The 14828-nt window shown below is 61.8% G+C and carries 19 protein-coding genes and 1 pseudogene; 10 read left to right on the forward strand and 10 right to left on the reverse strand.

What is annotated here, in order from left to right:
• Positions 1 to 37: 37 nt before the first annotated feature.
• The 4 genes from ACQ4MM_RS22095 to purB form a co-directional block, all read right to left on the reverse strand.
• Positions 38 to 604, reverse strand: a complete 567-nt coding sequence (locus ACQ4MM_RS22095) for a YceI family protein (RefSeq protein ID WP_431479376.1) — start codon at positions 602 to 604, stop codon at positions 38 to 40.
• Positions 605 to 619: 15 nt separating this feature from the next.
• Positions 620 to 1165, reverse strand: a complete 546-nt coding sequence (locus tag ACQ4MM_RS22100; RefSeq protein WP_431479377.1) for a YceI family protein — start codon at positions 1163 to 1165, stop codon at positions 620 to 622.
• Positions 1166 to 1180: 15 nt separating this feature from the next.
• Positions 1181 to 1705, reverse strand: a complete 525-nt coding sequence (locus ACQ4MM_RS22105) for a cytochrome b (protein ID WP_431479378.1) — start codon at positions 1703 to 1705, stop codon at positions 1181 to 1183.
• Between the two features lie 243 nt (positions 1706 to 1948).
• Entirely contained in the window at positions 1949 to 3322 is a 1374-nt protein-coding gene (gene purB, locus ACQ4MM_RS22110; protein ID WP_431479379.1) for an adenylosuccinate lyase, read from the reverse strand.
• A 133-nt stretch (positions 3323 to 3455) separates the two neighbouring features.
• Between purB and ACQ4MM_RS22115 the strand changes: the two genes are divergently transcribed.
• Positions 3456 to 4127: a glutathione S-transferase family protein gene (locus ACQ4MM_RS22115; protein ID WP_431479380.1), complete on the forward strand. Its 672-nt coding sequence runs from the start codon at positions 3456 to 3458 to the stop codon at positions 4125 to 4127.
• Positions 4128 to 4207: 80 nt separating this feature from the next.
• Positions 4208 to 5014, forward strand: a complete 807-nt coding sequence (locus ACQ4MM_RS22120) for a PfkB family carbohydrate kinase (RefSeq protein ID WP_431479381.1) — start codon at positions 4208 to 4210, stop codon at positions 5012 to 5014.
• Here ACQ4MM_RS22120 and ACQ4MM_RS22125 read toward each other — a convergent pair.
• The 3 genes from ACQ4MM_RS22125 to bfr are packed head-to-tail and all read right to left on the reverse strand — an operon-like array spanning position 5011 to position 6388.
• A complete protein-coding gene (locus ACQ4MM_RS22125; RefSeq protein ID WP_431479382.1) occupies positions 5011 to 5433 on the reverse strand; it encodes a VOC family protein in 423 nt (140 codons plus the stop codon). The genes ACQ4MM_RS22120 and ACQ4MM_RS22125 overlap by 4 nt on opposite strands.
• On the reverse strand, positions 5430 to 5912 hold the full coding sequence (locus ACQ4MM_RS22130; RefSeq protein WP_431479383.1) for a helix-turn-helix domain-containing protein: 483 nt from the start codon (positions 5910 to 5912) through the stop codon (positions 5430 to 5432). Before ACQ4MM_RS22130 ends, ACQ4MM_RS22125 begins: the two co-directional genes overlap by 4 nt.
• A complete protein-coding gene (gene bfr / locus ACQ4MM_RS22135) occupies positions 5912 to 6388 on the reverse strand; it encodes a bacterioferritin (RefSeq protein WP_431479384.1) in 477 nt (158 codons plus the stop codon). Before bfr ends, ACQ4MM_RS22130 begins: the two co-directional genes overlap by 1 nt.
• Before the next feature lie 156 nt (positions 6389 to 6544).
• Here bfr and ACQ4MM_RS22140 point away from each other — a divergent pair, with 156 nt between their 5' ends.
• The 3 genes from ACQ4MM_RS22140 to ACQ4MM_RS22150 are packed head-to-tail and all read left to right on the forward strand — an operon-like array spanning position 6545 to position 9519.
• Complete coding sequence (locus tag ACQ4MM_RS22140; protein ID WP_431479385.1) at positions 6545 to 7993, forward strand: TonB-dependent receptor; 1449 nt, start codon at positions 6545 to 6547, stop codon at positions 7991 to 7993.
• Entirely contained in the window at positions 7926 to 8837 is a 912-nt protein-coding gene (locus ACQ4MM_RS22145) for a TonB-dependent receptor (protein ID WP_431479386.1), read from the forward strand. Before ACQ4MM_RS22140 ends, ACQ4MM_RS22145 begins: the two co-directional genes overlap by 68 nt.
• Before the next feature lies 1 nt (position 8838).
• Positions 8839 to 9519 (forward strand): Fe2+-dependent dioxygenase, encoded by a 681-nt coding sequence (locus tag ACQ4MM_RS22150; protein WP_431479387.1) that lies wholly within the window; start codon positions 8839 to 8841, stop codon positions 9517 to 9519.
• 30 nt (positions 9520 to 9549) lie between these two features.
• Here the strand turns inward: ACQ4MM_RS22150 and ACQ4MM_RS22155 are convergent, their stop codons facing one another.
• From ACQ4MM_RS22155 to ACQ4MM_RS22165, 3 genes are read right to left on the reverse strand one after another with little or no spacing between them, the layout of a single operon-like run.
• Positions 9550 to 9759: an energy transducer TonB gene (locus ACQ4MM_RS22155; protein ID WP_431479388.1), complete on the reverse strand. Its 210-nt coding sequence runs from the start codon at positions 9757 to 9759 to the stop codon at positions 9550 to 9552.
• Entirely contained in the window at positions 9716 to 10231 is a 516-nt protein-coding gene (locus tag ACQ4MM_RS22160) for a hypothetical protein (RefSeq protein WP_431479389.1), read from the reverse strand. The genes ACQ4MM_RS22155 and ACQ4MM_RS22160 overlap by 44 nt, the downstream gene beginning before the upstream one ends.
• A gap of 10 nt (positions 10232 to 10241) precedes the next feature.
• Positions 10242 to 10451, reverse strand: a complete 210-nt coding sequence (locus tag ACQ4MM_RS22165; protein ID WP_055934253.1) for a (2Fe-2S)-binding protein — start codon at positions 10449 to 10451, stop codon at positions 10242 to 10244.
• A 169-nt stretch (positions 10452 to 10620) separates the two neighbouring features.
• Between ACQ4MM_RS22165 and ACQ4MM_RS22170 the strand changes: the two genes are divergently transcribed.
• The 5 genes and pseudogenes from ACQ4MM_RS22170 to ACQ4MM_RS22190 form a co-directional block, all read left to right on the forward strand.
• The gene (locus ACQ4MM_RS22170; protein WP_055934251.1) at positions 10621 to 10893 is read left to right on the forward strand and encodes a FeoA family protein; all 273 of its coding nucleotides are present in this window, start codon (positions 10621 to 10623) and stop codon (positions 10891 to 10893) included.
• Between the two features lie 5 nt (positions 10894 to 10898).
• Positions 10899 to 12790: pseudogene (gene feoB, locus ACQ4MM_RS22175) on the forward strand (ferrous iron transporter B).
• A 3-nt stretch (positions 12791 to 12793) separates the two neighbouring features.
• Positions 12794 to 13078 carry a DUF6587 family protein gene (locus tag ACQ4MM_RS22180; protein WP_431479390.1) on the forward strand — a complete coding sequence of 95 codons (285 nt, stop codon included), beginning with the start codon at positions 12794 to 12796 and terminating at the stop codon, positions 13076 to 13078.
• Between the two features lie 78 nt (positions 13079 to 13156).
• Positions 13157 to 13495 (forward strand): DUF2946 family protein, encoded by a 339-nt coding sequence (locus ACQ4MM_RS22185; RefSeq protein ID WP_431479391.1) that lies wholly within the window; start codon positions 13157 to 13159, stop codon positions 13493 to 13495.
• Positions 13496 to 13590: 95 nt separating this feature from the next.
• Positions 13591 to 14828 (forward strand): TonB-dependent receptor plug domain-containing protein (locus ACQ4MM_RS22190; RefSeq protein WP_431479392.1); only part of this gene is annotated, 1238 nt, incomplete at its 3' end.

Genomic DNA, 14828 nt, shown 5'->3' on the forward strand with positions numbered 1-14828 from the left:
AAATGTCCACTTTGGTTCCTGACCCCATGGTGGACATTTATTCGGCTTTGATGGCTTCGACCTGGATTGCCAGCTTCACTTCGGGAGCGAAGGCTGGGGTGGCGTAGTTCAGGCCGAAATCGGTGCGCTTGAATTCAGCCGAGGCGTCGGCGCCGCAGACTTCGCGCTTGTAGCGTGGGTGCATGATGCACTTGAACTTGTTGACCTTCAGGGTGACCGGCTTGGTCACGCCCAGCATGGTCAACTCGCCTTCCACGGCCACCAACTGGTCGCCTTCGAATTTGAAGTGCTTGCCCTTGTAGGTCACGGTCGGGAATTTCTCGACGTTGAACATATCGGGCGACTTGGCGTGGGTGTTCATCTTGTCCATGCCGAAATCGATCGAGGCCGCGTCGATGCTGATGTCCATGCTGCCGGTCTTGGCCGCCAGGTCCATCTGGATGGTGCCGCTGGTCTTGTCGAACTTGCCGCGCCATACCGACAGGCCCATGTGGTCGGCTTCGAAACTCGGGAAGGTGTGGGTCGGGTCGATGTTGTAGGTCGCGGCGTTGGCGGCAACTGCGGATACGGCCAGCAATGCGGCGGTCAGGAACTTCAGTTTCATTGGGTCTCCAGGGGTTTATTGAGCTACTACGTGGAACTTGATGGTCACTTCGTCAGCGACCATGCCGGTGTCTTTCCATTCGCCTTCGCCGACGTTGAAGGCCAGGCGCTTGATCGGCAGCGCGCCATCGAACACTTGTTTGCCGCCGTCGGCCTTGACGGTGATCGGGAAGGTCACGTCGGCCGCCTTGCCCTTGATGGTCAGCTTGCCGCTGACATTCAGTTTGCCGGGGCCGGCGCTCTTGATGGCGCTGGAAACGAAGGTGGCTTTCGGGAATTGGGCGGAGTTGAACCAGTCTTTCTTGGCCACTTCGGCGTTCATTTCGGCTTCGCCCAAGTCCAGGCTGGCGGTTTCGATTTCAACCGTGGCCTTCGAGGTGTCAGGCGCGGCAGCGTTGTAGTCGATGACAATATTGTGTTTCTTGAACTTCGATTCGATCGGCACGTTCATTTGCTTGAACACGGCCGACACGCTGCTTTTGGCAGGATCGGCTTTCAGGATAGCGGCGCTGGCTGCAGCCGCCACGGCCAGCAGGGCGGCCAGTAATACGCTTTTCTTCATGGGTGTGGCTCCAGGTTATGGCAGCATGCGCTTGAGCAGGCCGTCCTTGTCGATGAATTGGTGCTTCAGTGCCGCTGCCACATGGCCGATGACGGCGGCGGCGAGCAGCATGTTGAGCCAGTAATGTACCGGTTTCAGGATTTCCTTGAGGGCCGGATTGGCTTCGAACAGGGAGGGGATCTTGAACAGGCCGAGGTAGACCACCGGCACGCCGGCGGCGGTGGTGTACAGGTAGCCGGAAACCGGCACGGCGAACATCAGGAAGTAGAGCAGCCAGTGGCCGGCTTCGGCGGCTTTCTTCTGGCCTTGGGTCATGGAGACCGGCAGCGCGGGCGGCTTTTGGTTCAGGCGCCACAACAGGCGCCCGGCGGCCAGGGCGAGCACGCTGACGCCCAGCCATTTGTGCCAGGAATAGTATTTGAGCTTGGTCGGGGTCAGGCCGGGGATGTCGGTCATCACCAGGCCGAGAATGAACGCGGCTACGATCAGCAGGGCAATCAGCCAGTGCAGCGCGATCGCGGTTCGGGAATAGCGTTCCATTGTGACCCTTGGTAGATAGTACGTGTTAGAACTAATATACCAGAGGGTAACTTAACTTGCTTACGGTTTGCTTAAAACCGGTAAATCTGGGTCTGACCCAAGGGTCAGACCCAGTCAGCGCGACGGCCGCGGGGTTGGTTCGAGGCCGTTGACGTTCGGCGAAAGTCAGAAGCCCAGAACCAGCCCCGCGGCCGCAAGATCATTCAGGGTCAGACCCTTGGGTCTGACCCGGCTTTACCGGTTTCAGATGGCCTTGGCCAGCGCAGCGGCAATACCAATGTAGTTCGCCGGCGTCATCGCCAGCAATTGATCCTTGGCTTCCTGCGGAATCGCCAGATTGGTGATGAACTCGCGCAGCGCTTCCTTGGTAATACCCTTGCCGCGCGTCAGTTCCTTGAGTTGCTCGTACGGATTCTCGATGCCATAACGGCGCATCACAGTCTGCACCGGCTCTGCCAGCACTTCCCACGACGCGTCCAGGTCCGCCGCCAGGCGGGCAGGATTGACTTCCAGCTTGTTCAGGCCGCGCAGGCACGAATCGTAAGCCAGCAGGGTGTAGCCCAGGCCCACGCCGATATTGCGCAGCACGGTCGAATCGGTCAGGTCGCGCTGCATGCGCGACACCGGCAGCTTTTCGGACAAGTGCTTCAGCACGGCGTTCGCCAGGCCCAGGTTGCCTTCCGAGTTCTCGAAGTCGATCGGGTTGACCTTGTGAGGCATGGTCGAGGAACCGATCTCGCCGGCCTTCAGCTTCTGCTTGAAGTAGCCCAGCGATACATAAGTCCAGATATCGCGGTTCAGGTCCAGCAGGATGGTGTTGGCGCGGGCAAAGGCGTCAAACAGCTCGGCCATGTAATCGTGCGGTTCGATCTGGATGGTGTAAGGGTTGAACACCAGTCCCAGGCGCTGCTCGATCACGTTCCTGGAGAACGCAGGCCAGTCGAACGATGGGTAAGCCGACAGGTGGGCGTTGTAGTTACCCACGGCACCGTTCATCTTGCCCAGGATTTCCACCTTGGCGATGCGCTCGATGGCGCGCTGCAGGCGCGCGATCACGTTGGCGAATTCCTTGCCCAAGGTGGTCGGGCTGGCGGTCTGGCCGTGGGTACGGGACAGCATCGGCAGCTCGGCGTTGGCATGGGCGATTTCCTTCAGGCGGGCCACCAGGCCGTTCAGGGCCGGCACCATCACGCCGTCGCGGGCGGCTTTCAGCATCATGCCGTGCGACGTGTTGTTGATGTCTTCCGAAGTGCAGGCAAAGTGGATGAATTCGGAGGCGGCCACCAGCTCCGGCACGTCCTTGACCTTTTCCTTCAGCCAGTATTCCACGGCCTTCACGTCATGGTTGGTGACGGCTTCGATTTCCTTGATGCGGGCGGCATCGGCTTCGGTGAAGTCGGCAGCCAGCTTGTCCAGCAGGGCGGTGCCGGCAGCGGAGAATGGCTTGATTTCGGCGAAACCAGCCAGCGACAGCGCTTGCAACCACGCGATTTCGACCTTCACACGGTGGTGCATGAAGCCGGATTCGGACAGGATCGGGCGCAGCTTGTCGGTTTTCGAAGCATAACGGCCGTCCAGCGGGGACAGGGCCGACAGGGTGGAGTAAGGAGTTGTCATGAGAAGGCTGGGGAGGAGGCGGGAAAAAACAGGATTTTTACCATTGGCCGCCCGTCGCCTCCCTGCCACTCCGCTGCGCCGGCTATCTGGGGGCGATGCTATACTGTTGTCTAATTCTCCACTTTCAGCATCTATGAAACTAATCGGTTCTCTCGCCAGTCCATATGTACGCAAGGTTCGTGTCGTCCTGGCGGAAAAAAAACTCGACTATCAACTGGAGCTGGAAAACGTCTGGGCGCCGGACACCACCATCCAGAAACTGAATCCGCTCGGCAAAGTGCCCTGCCTGATCATGGAAGACGGCTATGCCATGCAGGATTCGCGCGTGATCGTCGAGTACCTGGATTCGGTGTCGCCGGTGTCCAAGCTGCTGCCGCCGAATGGCCGCGAGCGCGCCCACATCAAATGCTGGGAAGCACTGGCCGACGGCGTATTGGATGCGGCGGTGCTGATGCGCCTTGAGCGCAACCAGCGTCCCAAGGAAAAGCAGAGCGAAGAGTGGATTGCACGCCAGATGCAGAAGGTCGAGCTGGGCCTGGCGTCGATGGCCGGGCGCCTGGAAGACGATCCTTTTTGCGCGGGCAACCATTACTCGCTGGCCGACGTCGCCGTGGGCTGCTGCCTGGGCTGGCTGAGCTTCCGTTTCCCGGAAATCGACTGGCGCGGCAAGCACCCGAACCTTGGCCGCCTGTACGACAAGCTGTCCGAGCGCCAATCCTTCAAAGACACCCGTTCCACAAGCCTGATCACCGGAGGCCGCCATGGCAGACAGAATCCTCGTGTTTGGCGAAGCCCTTCTCGATGATTTTGGCGACCAGCAGGTAGTCGGCGGCGCTCCCTTCAATGTAGCGCGCAACCTCACGGCAACTGGGCCTGACGGCTTTGATGGTGACGCGTGTCGGCAATGACCCGTACGGCGAGCAGGTGCGCGAGGCGTTTGCCGGTTTCGGCATGAGCACCGAGGGCCTGCAGCATGGCCCGCAGCCGACCGGCCGCGTGCTGGTGGAGCGCGATGGCAATGGCGGGCATCGCTTCCAGATCCTGGCCGAACAGGCTTACGACCATATCGAAACGGCAGCCGCTGTCGACGTGATGCGTGCCTTCTCTCCCGACACGGTATATTTCGGCATCCTGGCCCAGCGCGAGTCGGGCTCGCGCGCGGCGCTTAACGCGGTGCTGGATGGCGCGGATGGCGCCGATTATTTCCTCGACCTGAATTTGCGCGATGGCGCGGACGAAGCCGTGGTGTTTGCCGCGCTGCAGCGAGCCGATATCGTCAAGGTCAACGAGGACGAGTTGCAGGCGCTGTTCTCATGGTACTGCCACACCTGTCCCGACACGGTGGACATGGATTGCGCCGCGGTCGAAGCGGAAGCGCGCGCCATGATGCACAATTTTTCGATCCAGGGCCTGCTGGTCACGCTCGCTGAGCGCGGCGCCATGTATTTCGGCGCTGATGGCTCGCGCGTGGCCGACCACCACGCCAGCAAGCCGGCGCAGTTCGTCGATTCGGTGGGGGCGGGCGATGCGTTTGCCGCGGTATTCCTGGCGGGCCGGGCGCGCGGCTGGGAGATGCCGCTGATCCTGGAGCGCGCCAATGCCTTTGCCGGCGCCGTGTGCGGCATCGCGGGCGCGGTATCGCCGGATCCGGCGTTCTACGCGCCCTGGCGCTCAGCCTGGGGCCTGGATTAAGCCGCTGCCACCTTGCGGCGGGTCTGGATCATTTTCCAGCCGTTGCCGGACGGGTCGCGGAAGCCGGCATCCACGGTGCCGTAGCGTTCCACCGGCTCCTGGGTGAATTCCACGCCTTTCTGGTGCAGCTTGTCGTAGACCGCGAAACAATCCTCCACTTCCAGCACCATCGGCGGCATAGCGCCTTTGGCGACCAGCGCATTCAGCGCTTGCGCGGTTGCTGCGTCATGCACTGGCGCCCCTGGCACGTAGAGGCCGAGCTGGAACGAGGGCTGCTCCGGATGCTGCACGGTCAGCCAGCGGTAGTCGCCGTTGCGCACATCGGTGTGGACCTTGAAGCCGAGCTTGTCGACATAGAAAGCCAGCGCTTCATCCTGGTCACGGACATACAAGCCTACAGTTTGAATACCTTGGGTCATGGGGTGGTCTCCTTTAAGTGAGACTCCATTGTAGGGACGCTTTCCTGGCGCCGCTTCTCCGAAACTGCCATTGTGAGGTCGGGGCGGTGCGCGGCGCTGAGCACGCAGGCTGGCACCCGGCCGGCCTGTTCCGCCTCGGCGCGCACCTGTTCACGGATATCGCCCGGGTTCTTGCCGGTGATATCGCGGAAAGTGCGCCCGAAGGTGCCGATGCTGTTCCAGCCGGTCGAGTAGGCGATATCGGTGATGGGCAAATCGGTTTCGCGCAGCAGCGTCACGGCGCGCTCGATGCGGCGCGTGAGCAGGTAGCGGTGGGGCGGCAGGCCGAAAGCCTCCTTGAACGAGCGGGCGAAGTGAGTTGCAGAGACGCAGCTCACTTCCGCCAGGCGGCTCACCGGCCATTCCTCGTGCGAGGCGCCGTCCATCCGGTCTTTTGCGCGCAGCAGGCGGCGCAGCAATTCCGGACTCTGGCCGGGCATTACTCAGCTTCCGACATCTGCGATTGCAGGTAGTTCTGGATGCCGATTTTGCCGATCAGGTCGATCTGGGTTTCCAGCCATTCGATGTGCTCCTCGGTATCCTTCAGGATATCCAGCAGCAGGTCGCGCGAGACGTAATCGCCGACTTTTTCCGATTGCGCAATGCCTTCCTTGACGGTCACATGCGCGCCTTTCTCCAGCTTCAGGTCGGCGGCCAGCATTTCTTCGGTGTTCTCGCCGATCAGCAGCTTGTGCAGGGCTTGCAGGTTAGGCAGGCCGTCCAGCATCAGGATGCGGTCGATCAGGCGGTCGGCATGCTTCATTTCGCCGATCGACTCGTCGTACTCTTTCTTGCCCAGCTTGTCGAAGCCCCAGTGACGGTACATGCGTGCATGCAGGAAGTACTGGTTAATTGCCGTCAGCTCGTTGGTCAGCTGTGCGTTCAGCAGACGAATAACGTCTTTGTCGCCCTTCATGGGGTTTCCTTCTTATTTGGTTGGGAATAATGGCATTTTGCCACGAAGCAGCAGCGCCACCTAGTCATGAGGGGAACATAGGATTGCTAACGACATTGCTAATCTAAATGAAAACAATTATCATTTGCGTTTTATGCCAACAATTCAGAGTTGTCCATGTCCTACATTAAGAGCCGCAAGCACTCGCCAGCTACGCTCGCAGCCATCGCCGCTTCCCTGGTGATGCCTGTAGCACAAGCCGATACCAATCCCGCTGCCCCAGAGCAGAAAATGCAGGAAGTGGTCGTTACCGGCCAGAATGGCAACGACTTCCAGGTCAAGAAATCCGCCTCCGACAAGTTCACCGCCCCGCTGCTGGATACCCCGAAATCGGTGACCGTGATCCCGACCGAGGTGATTTCCCAGACCGGCGCCACCTCCCTGACCGACGCCCTGCGCACCGTGCCGGGCATCACCGTCGGCGCCGCTGAAGGCGGCCAGCCGGTGGGCGACAACCTGCTGATTCGCGGCTACAACGCACAAAGCGATACTTATATCGACGGCATCCGCGACACCGGTTCCCAGAGCCGCGAAATCTTCGCGCTGGAACAGATCGAAGTGGTCAAGGGCCCGAACTCCGCATACGGCGGCCGTTCTTCCGCCGGCGGCGGCGTGAATCTGGTTTCCAAGACTGCCAAGGCGGAAAACTTCGCCAACGCGTCGGTCGGCATCGGCAGCGCGCAATACCGCCGCGCCACCGTCGACGTGAACCGCATGATCGGCGATGACGCCGCCGTGCGCCTGAACGTGATGGGCCATGAAAACCATGTGGCCGGCCGTAACGAAATTCACGGCGACCGCTGGGGTATCGCCCCGACCGTGGCCTTCGGCCTGACGGGTCCGACCAAGGTCAACCTGTCCTTCTACCATATGCAAGCGAGCGAACTGCCGGACAGCGGCATTCCGTTCAACAATCCGTTCACCACTGGCGCCAACATCGCCAAGAACGGCAACGGCACCCCGATGTCCGTGCCGCGCGATACCTATTACGGCCTGGTCGACCGCGACTTCCGCGACACCAAGTCCGACATTGGCACCATCGACATCAAGCACGATTTCCGCAACGGTCTGTCGTTCCGCAACGTGACCCGTTATGGCAAGACCGAGAACGATTACGTCTACACCCAGCCTGACGACTCCAAGGGCAACGTGGTGCTGTACGGCACCCTGTGGCGCCGCGCCAATACCCGCGTGGCCGAAACCGACGCCCTGGCTAACGCTTCGAGCCTGACCGGCGACTTTACCACCGCCGGCATCAAGCACACTTTCACCACTGGCGTTGAAATCAGCCGCGAGGTGACCGACCGCAGCACCTACCTGTTCACCCCGGGCACCAACAACCCCCTGACCAAGACCAGCACCTGCCCGACCGCCGGCGCTGCGACCTTGTACAACTGCACCACCCTGATCAACCCGAACCCGCACGATCCATGGAGCGCGGGCCAGGTGCGCAGCGTGTCGCCAGCCGCGACCAATGTGCACACCAACAGCCGCTCGGGTGTACGGCTTCGATACTATCGAGTTCACTCCACAATGGCTGCTGAACATTGGTCTGCGTTGGGATGAATTCCGCTCCGCGCTGTTCACTGCTGCTAACCCGACTGCATCGCCGGCTACCGCTGCCGTGAATGCTGAAGTGAAGTCCAACTTCACCAACTACCAGGCTGGCCTGGTCTATAAGCCGGCTGCCAACAGCAGCATCTACGTTTCCTACGGCACCTCGTCGACCCCGCCGGGCAACGACGGCGGCGAAGGCAATGATGGCCTGACCGTGGCAGTGAAAGACCTGAAGCCACAGGACAGTAAGAACTTCGAACTGGGCACCAAGTGGGAAGTGCTGGCACGCCGCCTGTCCCTGAGCGGCGCCATCTTCGAAAGCAGGATGAACAACGCTCGTGTCAGCGGTCCTAACGGCATTTCCTTCAACGCCGGCAAGAAAACGGTGCGCGGCGCGGAGTTCGGAATCAGCGGCTCCATCACCAACAACTGGCAGGTATTCGGCGGCGCCACCTGGCTCGACGCGGAAGTGGGCGACAACGGCTACACCAATGCCGGCACCACCGCCGCACCGGTGTGGGTGAAATCGCCATACGACGGCAACACTTTCCCTGGCGTGCCGAAGACCAGCGCTTCGCTGTGGACGTCCTACACCGTGCTGCCGGGCCTGACCATTGGCGGCGGTGTGAACTACTCTGCCAAGATCTGGGCTAACATCAACAATACCAAGTACGTGCCGGCCTACACCCGCTTTGACGCAATGGCGAGCTACGAAGTGAACAAGAACATCAGCCTGCAACTGAACGTGCAGAACCTGACCGACAAGTTCTACTTCGACAAATCGGTATCGAGCCATTACGCGCAAGTTGCTGCAGGCCGTACCGCAATCCTGACTGCGAACTTCCGCTACTAATATGATGCTGCATATCCCCGGCGTGCTGACGCCGGACCAAGTCAAGCACTTCCGCCAGCGCCTGGCGGCCGCCGAATGGATCGACGGCCGCGCCAGCGTGGGATCGCAGGGCGCGCAAGTCAAGCGCAACCGGCAGATCGCGGAAGGGACGCCGCTGGCGCTGGAACTCGGGGATATCATCATCAAGGCGCTGGCGAAGAACCCGCTGTTCTATTCGGCGGCACTGCCGCTGAAGATCCTGCCACCGTACTTCAACAGCTACACCGGCGGCGAGACATACGGCCTGCATATCGATGGCGCGATCCGCCACATGGTTGGCTCTTCGGATGTAATGCGTTCCGACGTTTCCACCACCGTGTTCCTGTCCGATCCGGAGGAATACGAAGGCGGCGAGCTGACCGTGATGGACAGCTACGGCGCGCATGAAGTCAAGCTGCCGGCGGGCGATGCGATCGTCTACCCGGCCAGCAGCGTGCACCGGGTGAACCCGGTGACTGCCGGCGAGCGCGTGGCTTCTTTCCTGTGGACGCAATCGATGGTGCGCGATGACTGGCAGCGTTCCATGTTGTTCGAACTTGACCAGAACATCCAGAAACTGCGCGGCATGCATGGGGATGACGAGGCCACAGTCGGCCTGGCAGGCCACTATCACAACCTGCTGCGGATGTGGGCCGAGATGTAAAAAAGCGCCTTGAAGGCGCTTTATTTTTGATCAGGACATCTGGAAGTTAATCGGCACCACCACATACACCGGCTGTGCCTTGCCGTCTTCCACATACGGCTTGAACAGCGCGCGCATCACGGCGGCGCGGCCGGCTTCGTCCAGGTTGTTGAAACCGGACGATTTCTGGATCGATGCCTGCTCGGCATAGCCCTTTTCATTCACCAGCACACGCAAGGTCACCACGCCCTGTTCGCCCATGCGGCGGCGACACCGACGGGTACACCGGCTGTGGTGCGCGGATATATTCAACCGAGGAGATCACGCGCGGGCCAGCCGGTGCGGCAGGGGCTGCCGGCGCAGCTGCAACCGGCGCCACGACGGCCGGCGTGGCCGGTGCGGGCTCAGTAACGCGCGCTTGCGAGGGCGGCAGGGTAATGGTGTTTTCGATCACGATCGGCAGCATCGGCAGCGGCGGTGGGGTAATCGATGGCGCTTTCTGCGCGATCTCTACCGTCTTTGGCTGCGAGGCTGGCGGAGGCGGTGGCGGCGGCGCCACAAACGTGACGTTGACCACTTCAGGGATGCGGTCCACCAGGCGGTGCATCGTGCCGTTGATAAAGGCATAACCGAGAACTGCGTGCAAGACGACGACTGCTGCGATCTTGGTCAGCTTGGCGCCGCCAACGCCGGCGCCGAAATCGCCGCCAGCCGGGAAAGTCATCGATTGCATAAAGCGCTCCTTACACGGTCAGTGTTGGGCGCTTGAGCACAGTCTCCTGTATTCCGCTGCCCAGGTGTTCGTCCAGCACTTCCACCGCGTAGCTGAGGCAGTTGCCGCAGCAGGTGGCCACGCCGAGCGCTTCACGCAACTCGTCCATGGAGCTGATACCCATATCTATGGCTTGACGGATTTCTCGATCAGAGATGTTGTTGCAGACACAAACGATCATTTCGAAAATTACCTTCTGGCTAAGATTGCGATCCTCGCAATGAGAATCATTATCATTACGGTTCCCATTCTACCCGAACAGGGCTACAATGCAAGCCTATTCAAGAACAATTCTCATTTAAATTCTCATCTATAATGGCGAAGTCGTATTTCGCCCTGGAAAGTTCGCCATGACCCTTGCTCCTACCCTGATCAAGCTTGATTCCCTGCCGGTGGGGCAGAGCGGAACGGTGATCCATATCGCCCCGGGCAATCCAGAAGATACCGAGGATGGCGCCGACCTGGCGCGCCGCCTGATGGAGCTGGGCTTCGTGCCCGGCGAGCGCATCCGCATGCTCAAGCGTGGCATGCCAGGCGGCGAACCCCTCGCCATTAAAGTAGGCAATGCCACGTTTGCCTTGCGTCGCTTCGAAGCTGCGCTGATCTCGATCCAACCGGAATAAATGCAATGGGTGCAGTAGAAAAGGCCGCGCCAGTCGTCGCGCAGCAGCCAATGGTCGCCCTGCTGGGCAACCCGAATTGCGGCAAGACCGCACTGTTCAACCGCCTCACCGGCGCACGCCAGAAGGTCGCCAACTATGCCGGCGTGACCATCGAGCGCAAGGAAGGCCAGTTCACTTCCGGAGCGGGCAACCAGTACCGCCTGCTCGACCTGCCGGGCGCCTACAGCCTGTCGGCCCATACCCCCGACGAAATGATCACGCGCGACGTGGTAGCCGGACTGCGCGAAGGCGAGCGCTCGCCCGACGTGGTGGTGTGCGTGGTCGATGCCACCAACCTGCGCCTGAACCTGCGCCTGGTGCTTGAGATCAAGCGCCTCGGCCTGCCGATGGTGCTGTGCCTGAACATGGTCGACGTGGCCAACAAGCGCGGCATCGTGGTCGATGCGGCCAGGCTGTCGCGGGAACTGGGCATGCCGGTGGTGGAAACCGTGGCCGTGAAGAGCGGCGGCGAGAAAGCCCTGGTCGATGCGCTGGATGGCCTGTGGCCGTTCCACGAAACCGTGTCCAGGCCGCTGTCCGCGATCGACGCCGTATCGGTGGAAGAGACCCAGCGCGAAGTGCGCCGCATCCTGTCGGTCGCCGTGAAAGACGCCGACGACCGCGGCAACCGCTCCGAGAAAATCGACCATTTCGTGCTGCATCCGTTCATTGGCCCGATCATCCTGGCGGTGCTGATGTTCTGCGTGTTCCAGGCCGTGTTCAGCTGGGCCGAAGTGCCAATGGAAATGATCAGCGGCGGCGTCGAACACCTCGGCGCCCTGGTCAAGGCCCATATGGCGGACGGCGTGCTGCGTTCCCTGCTGGTGGACGGCGTGCTGGGCGGCGTGGGCGCCGTGCTGGTATTCCTGCCGCAGATCCTGATCCTGTTCTTCTTCATCCTGGTGCTGGAAGATTGCGGCTACCTGCCGCGCGCAGCCTTCCTGCTGGACCGCCTGATGGGCGGGGTCGGCTTGTCGGGCCGCGCCTTCATTCCGCTGCTGTCCTCCTTCGCCTGCGCAATTCCGGGCATCATGGCGGCACGCACCATCCAGAATCCGCGCGACCGTATCGTCACCATCATGATCGCGCCGCTGATGACCTGTTCGGCGCGCCTGCCGGTATATGCGCTGGTGATCGCCCGCCTTCATCCCGGACCGCGAAGTGTGGGGACTGTTCAACCTGCAAGGCCTGGTGCTGTTCTGCCTTTATTTCGCCGGCATCATCTCCGCCATGGCCGTGGCCTGGGTCATGAAGCGCTCCATGCGCGCCAAGCGCAACCAGCCGCTGATGCTGGAACTGCCGGCCTACCACTGGCCGCATATGCGCAACCTGGCCATTGGCCTGTACGAGCGCGCCAAGATTTTCCTGATGCGCGTCGGTACCACCATCCTGACCTTGATGGTGCTGCTGTGGGCCCTGTCCAGCTTCCCGGGAGCACCGGAGGGCGCCGACCCATCCGCCGATCTACTACAGCGTGGCCGGCATGCTGGGCCGCGCGCTGGAATTCATCTTCGCCCCGATCGGCTTCAACTGGCAGATCTGCATTGCGCTGGTGCCGGGCATGGCGGCGCGTGAAGTGGCGGTCGGCGCGCTGGGCACCGTATATGCACTGTCGCAGACCGGCGACGAGCTGGCGAACTCCTTGCTGCCGGTGATCCAGGCAAGCTGGGGCCTGCCGACCGCGCTGGCGCTGCTGGCCTGGTACGTGTTCGCGCCGCAGTGCCTGTCCACGCTGACCGTGGTGCGCCGCGAAACCAACTCGATGAAGTATCCGCTCCTGATGGCGGGCTATATGTTCGTGCTGGCATACGGCGCTACCTTCATCACTTACCGCGTCGCCCTGGCGCTGGGAGGCTGAACCATGTGGCAGGAAATTATCGTCGGCATCATCGTGGCAGCGGCCGCGCTGCACGCGGCGCGGAAATACCTGCCTGCCGCATGGCGCCAGCAGATCGTCTACGTACTGTCGCGCCGCGGCCTGCCGCAGGAAAAGCTGGCGCGCTTCTTCAATACGGAATCGAGCTGCAGCAGCGGCTGCGGTTCCTGCGGCGGCTGCGGCGATTCGCCGGCACCACCGGCTCCCCCATCCGACGCTGGCCCCGCGCGCCGCGTCATCAGGATCTACTCCGCCGCGGCGGGCAAGTGAAAACTTGATCTAGGGCATATCGCCTGCGAAAAGGCGTATCTACAATGCACTTATTGAGATTGCGTTGTAGGAGCCATCGTGGGCTGGAGCAGGAGAAAGATTGCCGGAATTGTCAGGATCGCGCTGTTTGCGATGCTGATGGCCGTCTCCGCGCCAACCCTGTCCACGCTGCTGGCAGCGGCATGCGGCGATCACAACGTCGCCCATTGCCACGCCCAGCCTAAAGCCCACCACGTCGCCCAGAAATGCGGCTACTGCATGGTGCAGGCCGACCTGCCTGCCGTGCCGCCAGCACCTGCCGGCATTGCATTGGCGCTGATGGTGCCGTCGCGCGCCGAACCTGCATTGCATGCGCCCGCAGCGCCGCCGCAGCAAGAATCCCTGGCGCCGCCCTCGCGCGCCCCGCCTTTCGCTTGACCTTTCCCGCGTAGTTCCCCCGGCTTTGCATTGCACGCGCCCATTGGCGGCGCGGTCGCAAGGCCTTCGCTCGCAAGAACAAAAAAGGAAGCATCATGAACACCCGCCTCATTCCCCTGGCCGCCGCGCTGCTGGCAGTTTTCTCGAACCCGGCATTTGCCGATCACGAAGGGGAATCGCCACTCAAGATGGTTGGCACCGTCGTCATCGCCGGCAGCCATCCGACTTCGCTGCCGACCCAGATCCCGACCACCATCGAGGGCATTACCCGTGCGCAGATCGAAGACCAGATTAATGCCAGCGACGCGGAGGACGCACTGAAATACCTGCCTAGCCTGCTGGTGCGCAAGCGCTATATCGGCGACTACAACCACGCCGTGCTGTCGACCCGCGCCTCCGGTACCGGCAATAGCGCGCGCTCGGCGGTGTATGCGGACGGTGTGCTGCTGTCGAACTACCTCGGCAACGGCGCCACCTTCGCGCCGCGCTGGGGCATGGTCGCGCCGGAGGAAATCGAGCGTGTGGACGTCCTGTACGGCCCGTTCTCTGCGGCGTATGGCGGCAACTCGGTCGGCGCGGTGGTCGATTATGTGACGCGCATGCCGAAGCAGTTCGAAGCGCATGCTCGCGTTGCTTACGTGCGCCAGCCGTTCGAGATGTACAACACCGACACCAATTTCAGCGCGCGCCAGTCCAGCATGTCGCTCGGTAATCGCCACGGCGCGTGGTCCTGGTTCGTCAGTGTGAACCGCACCGACAGCGATGGCCAGCCGCAAACCTTCGCCAACCGCGTGATCGCCAGTGGCACGGCTGGCGGCGCCGGGGTTCCTGTTAGCGGTGCCGTAGTCGACAAGGACCGCACCAACCGCGATATCTATATCCTCGGTACGGCAACCCAATACAGCACGGTGCAGGACCACGCCAAGATCAAGCTGGCATACGATCTTTCGCCGACCGTGCGCGCCAGCTATTCGCTGGGCTGGTGGCAGAACGACTCGAGCGGCACGCCCAATACTTACCTGCGCGATGCAGCGGGTAAGCCGGTGCTCAGCGGCCCGGTGTCGATCAATAGCCGCAGCTTCGCACTGGCAGCTTCCGACTTCAACTCGACGAAGGAAGAGCTGCGCCACCTGATGCATGGCCTGACGGTGAAAAGCAATACCAAGGGCGTATTCGATTGGGAAGTGGCGGCCAGCCTGTACGACTACAGCCGCGACATCCTGCGCGCACCGACCACGGCGCGCCCAGCGGCGGCAACCGGCGGCGCGGGCCGCATCGTCGACCAGGGCGGCACCGGCTGGAATACCCTGTCGTTGAAAGGCGTGTATCGTCC

Source organism: Massilia eburnea (genome assembly GCF_050709955.1).
Lineage (GTDB): Bacteria > Pseudomonadota > Gammaproteobacteria > Burkholderiales > Burkholderiaceae_D > Rugamonas > Rugamonas eburnea_A.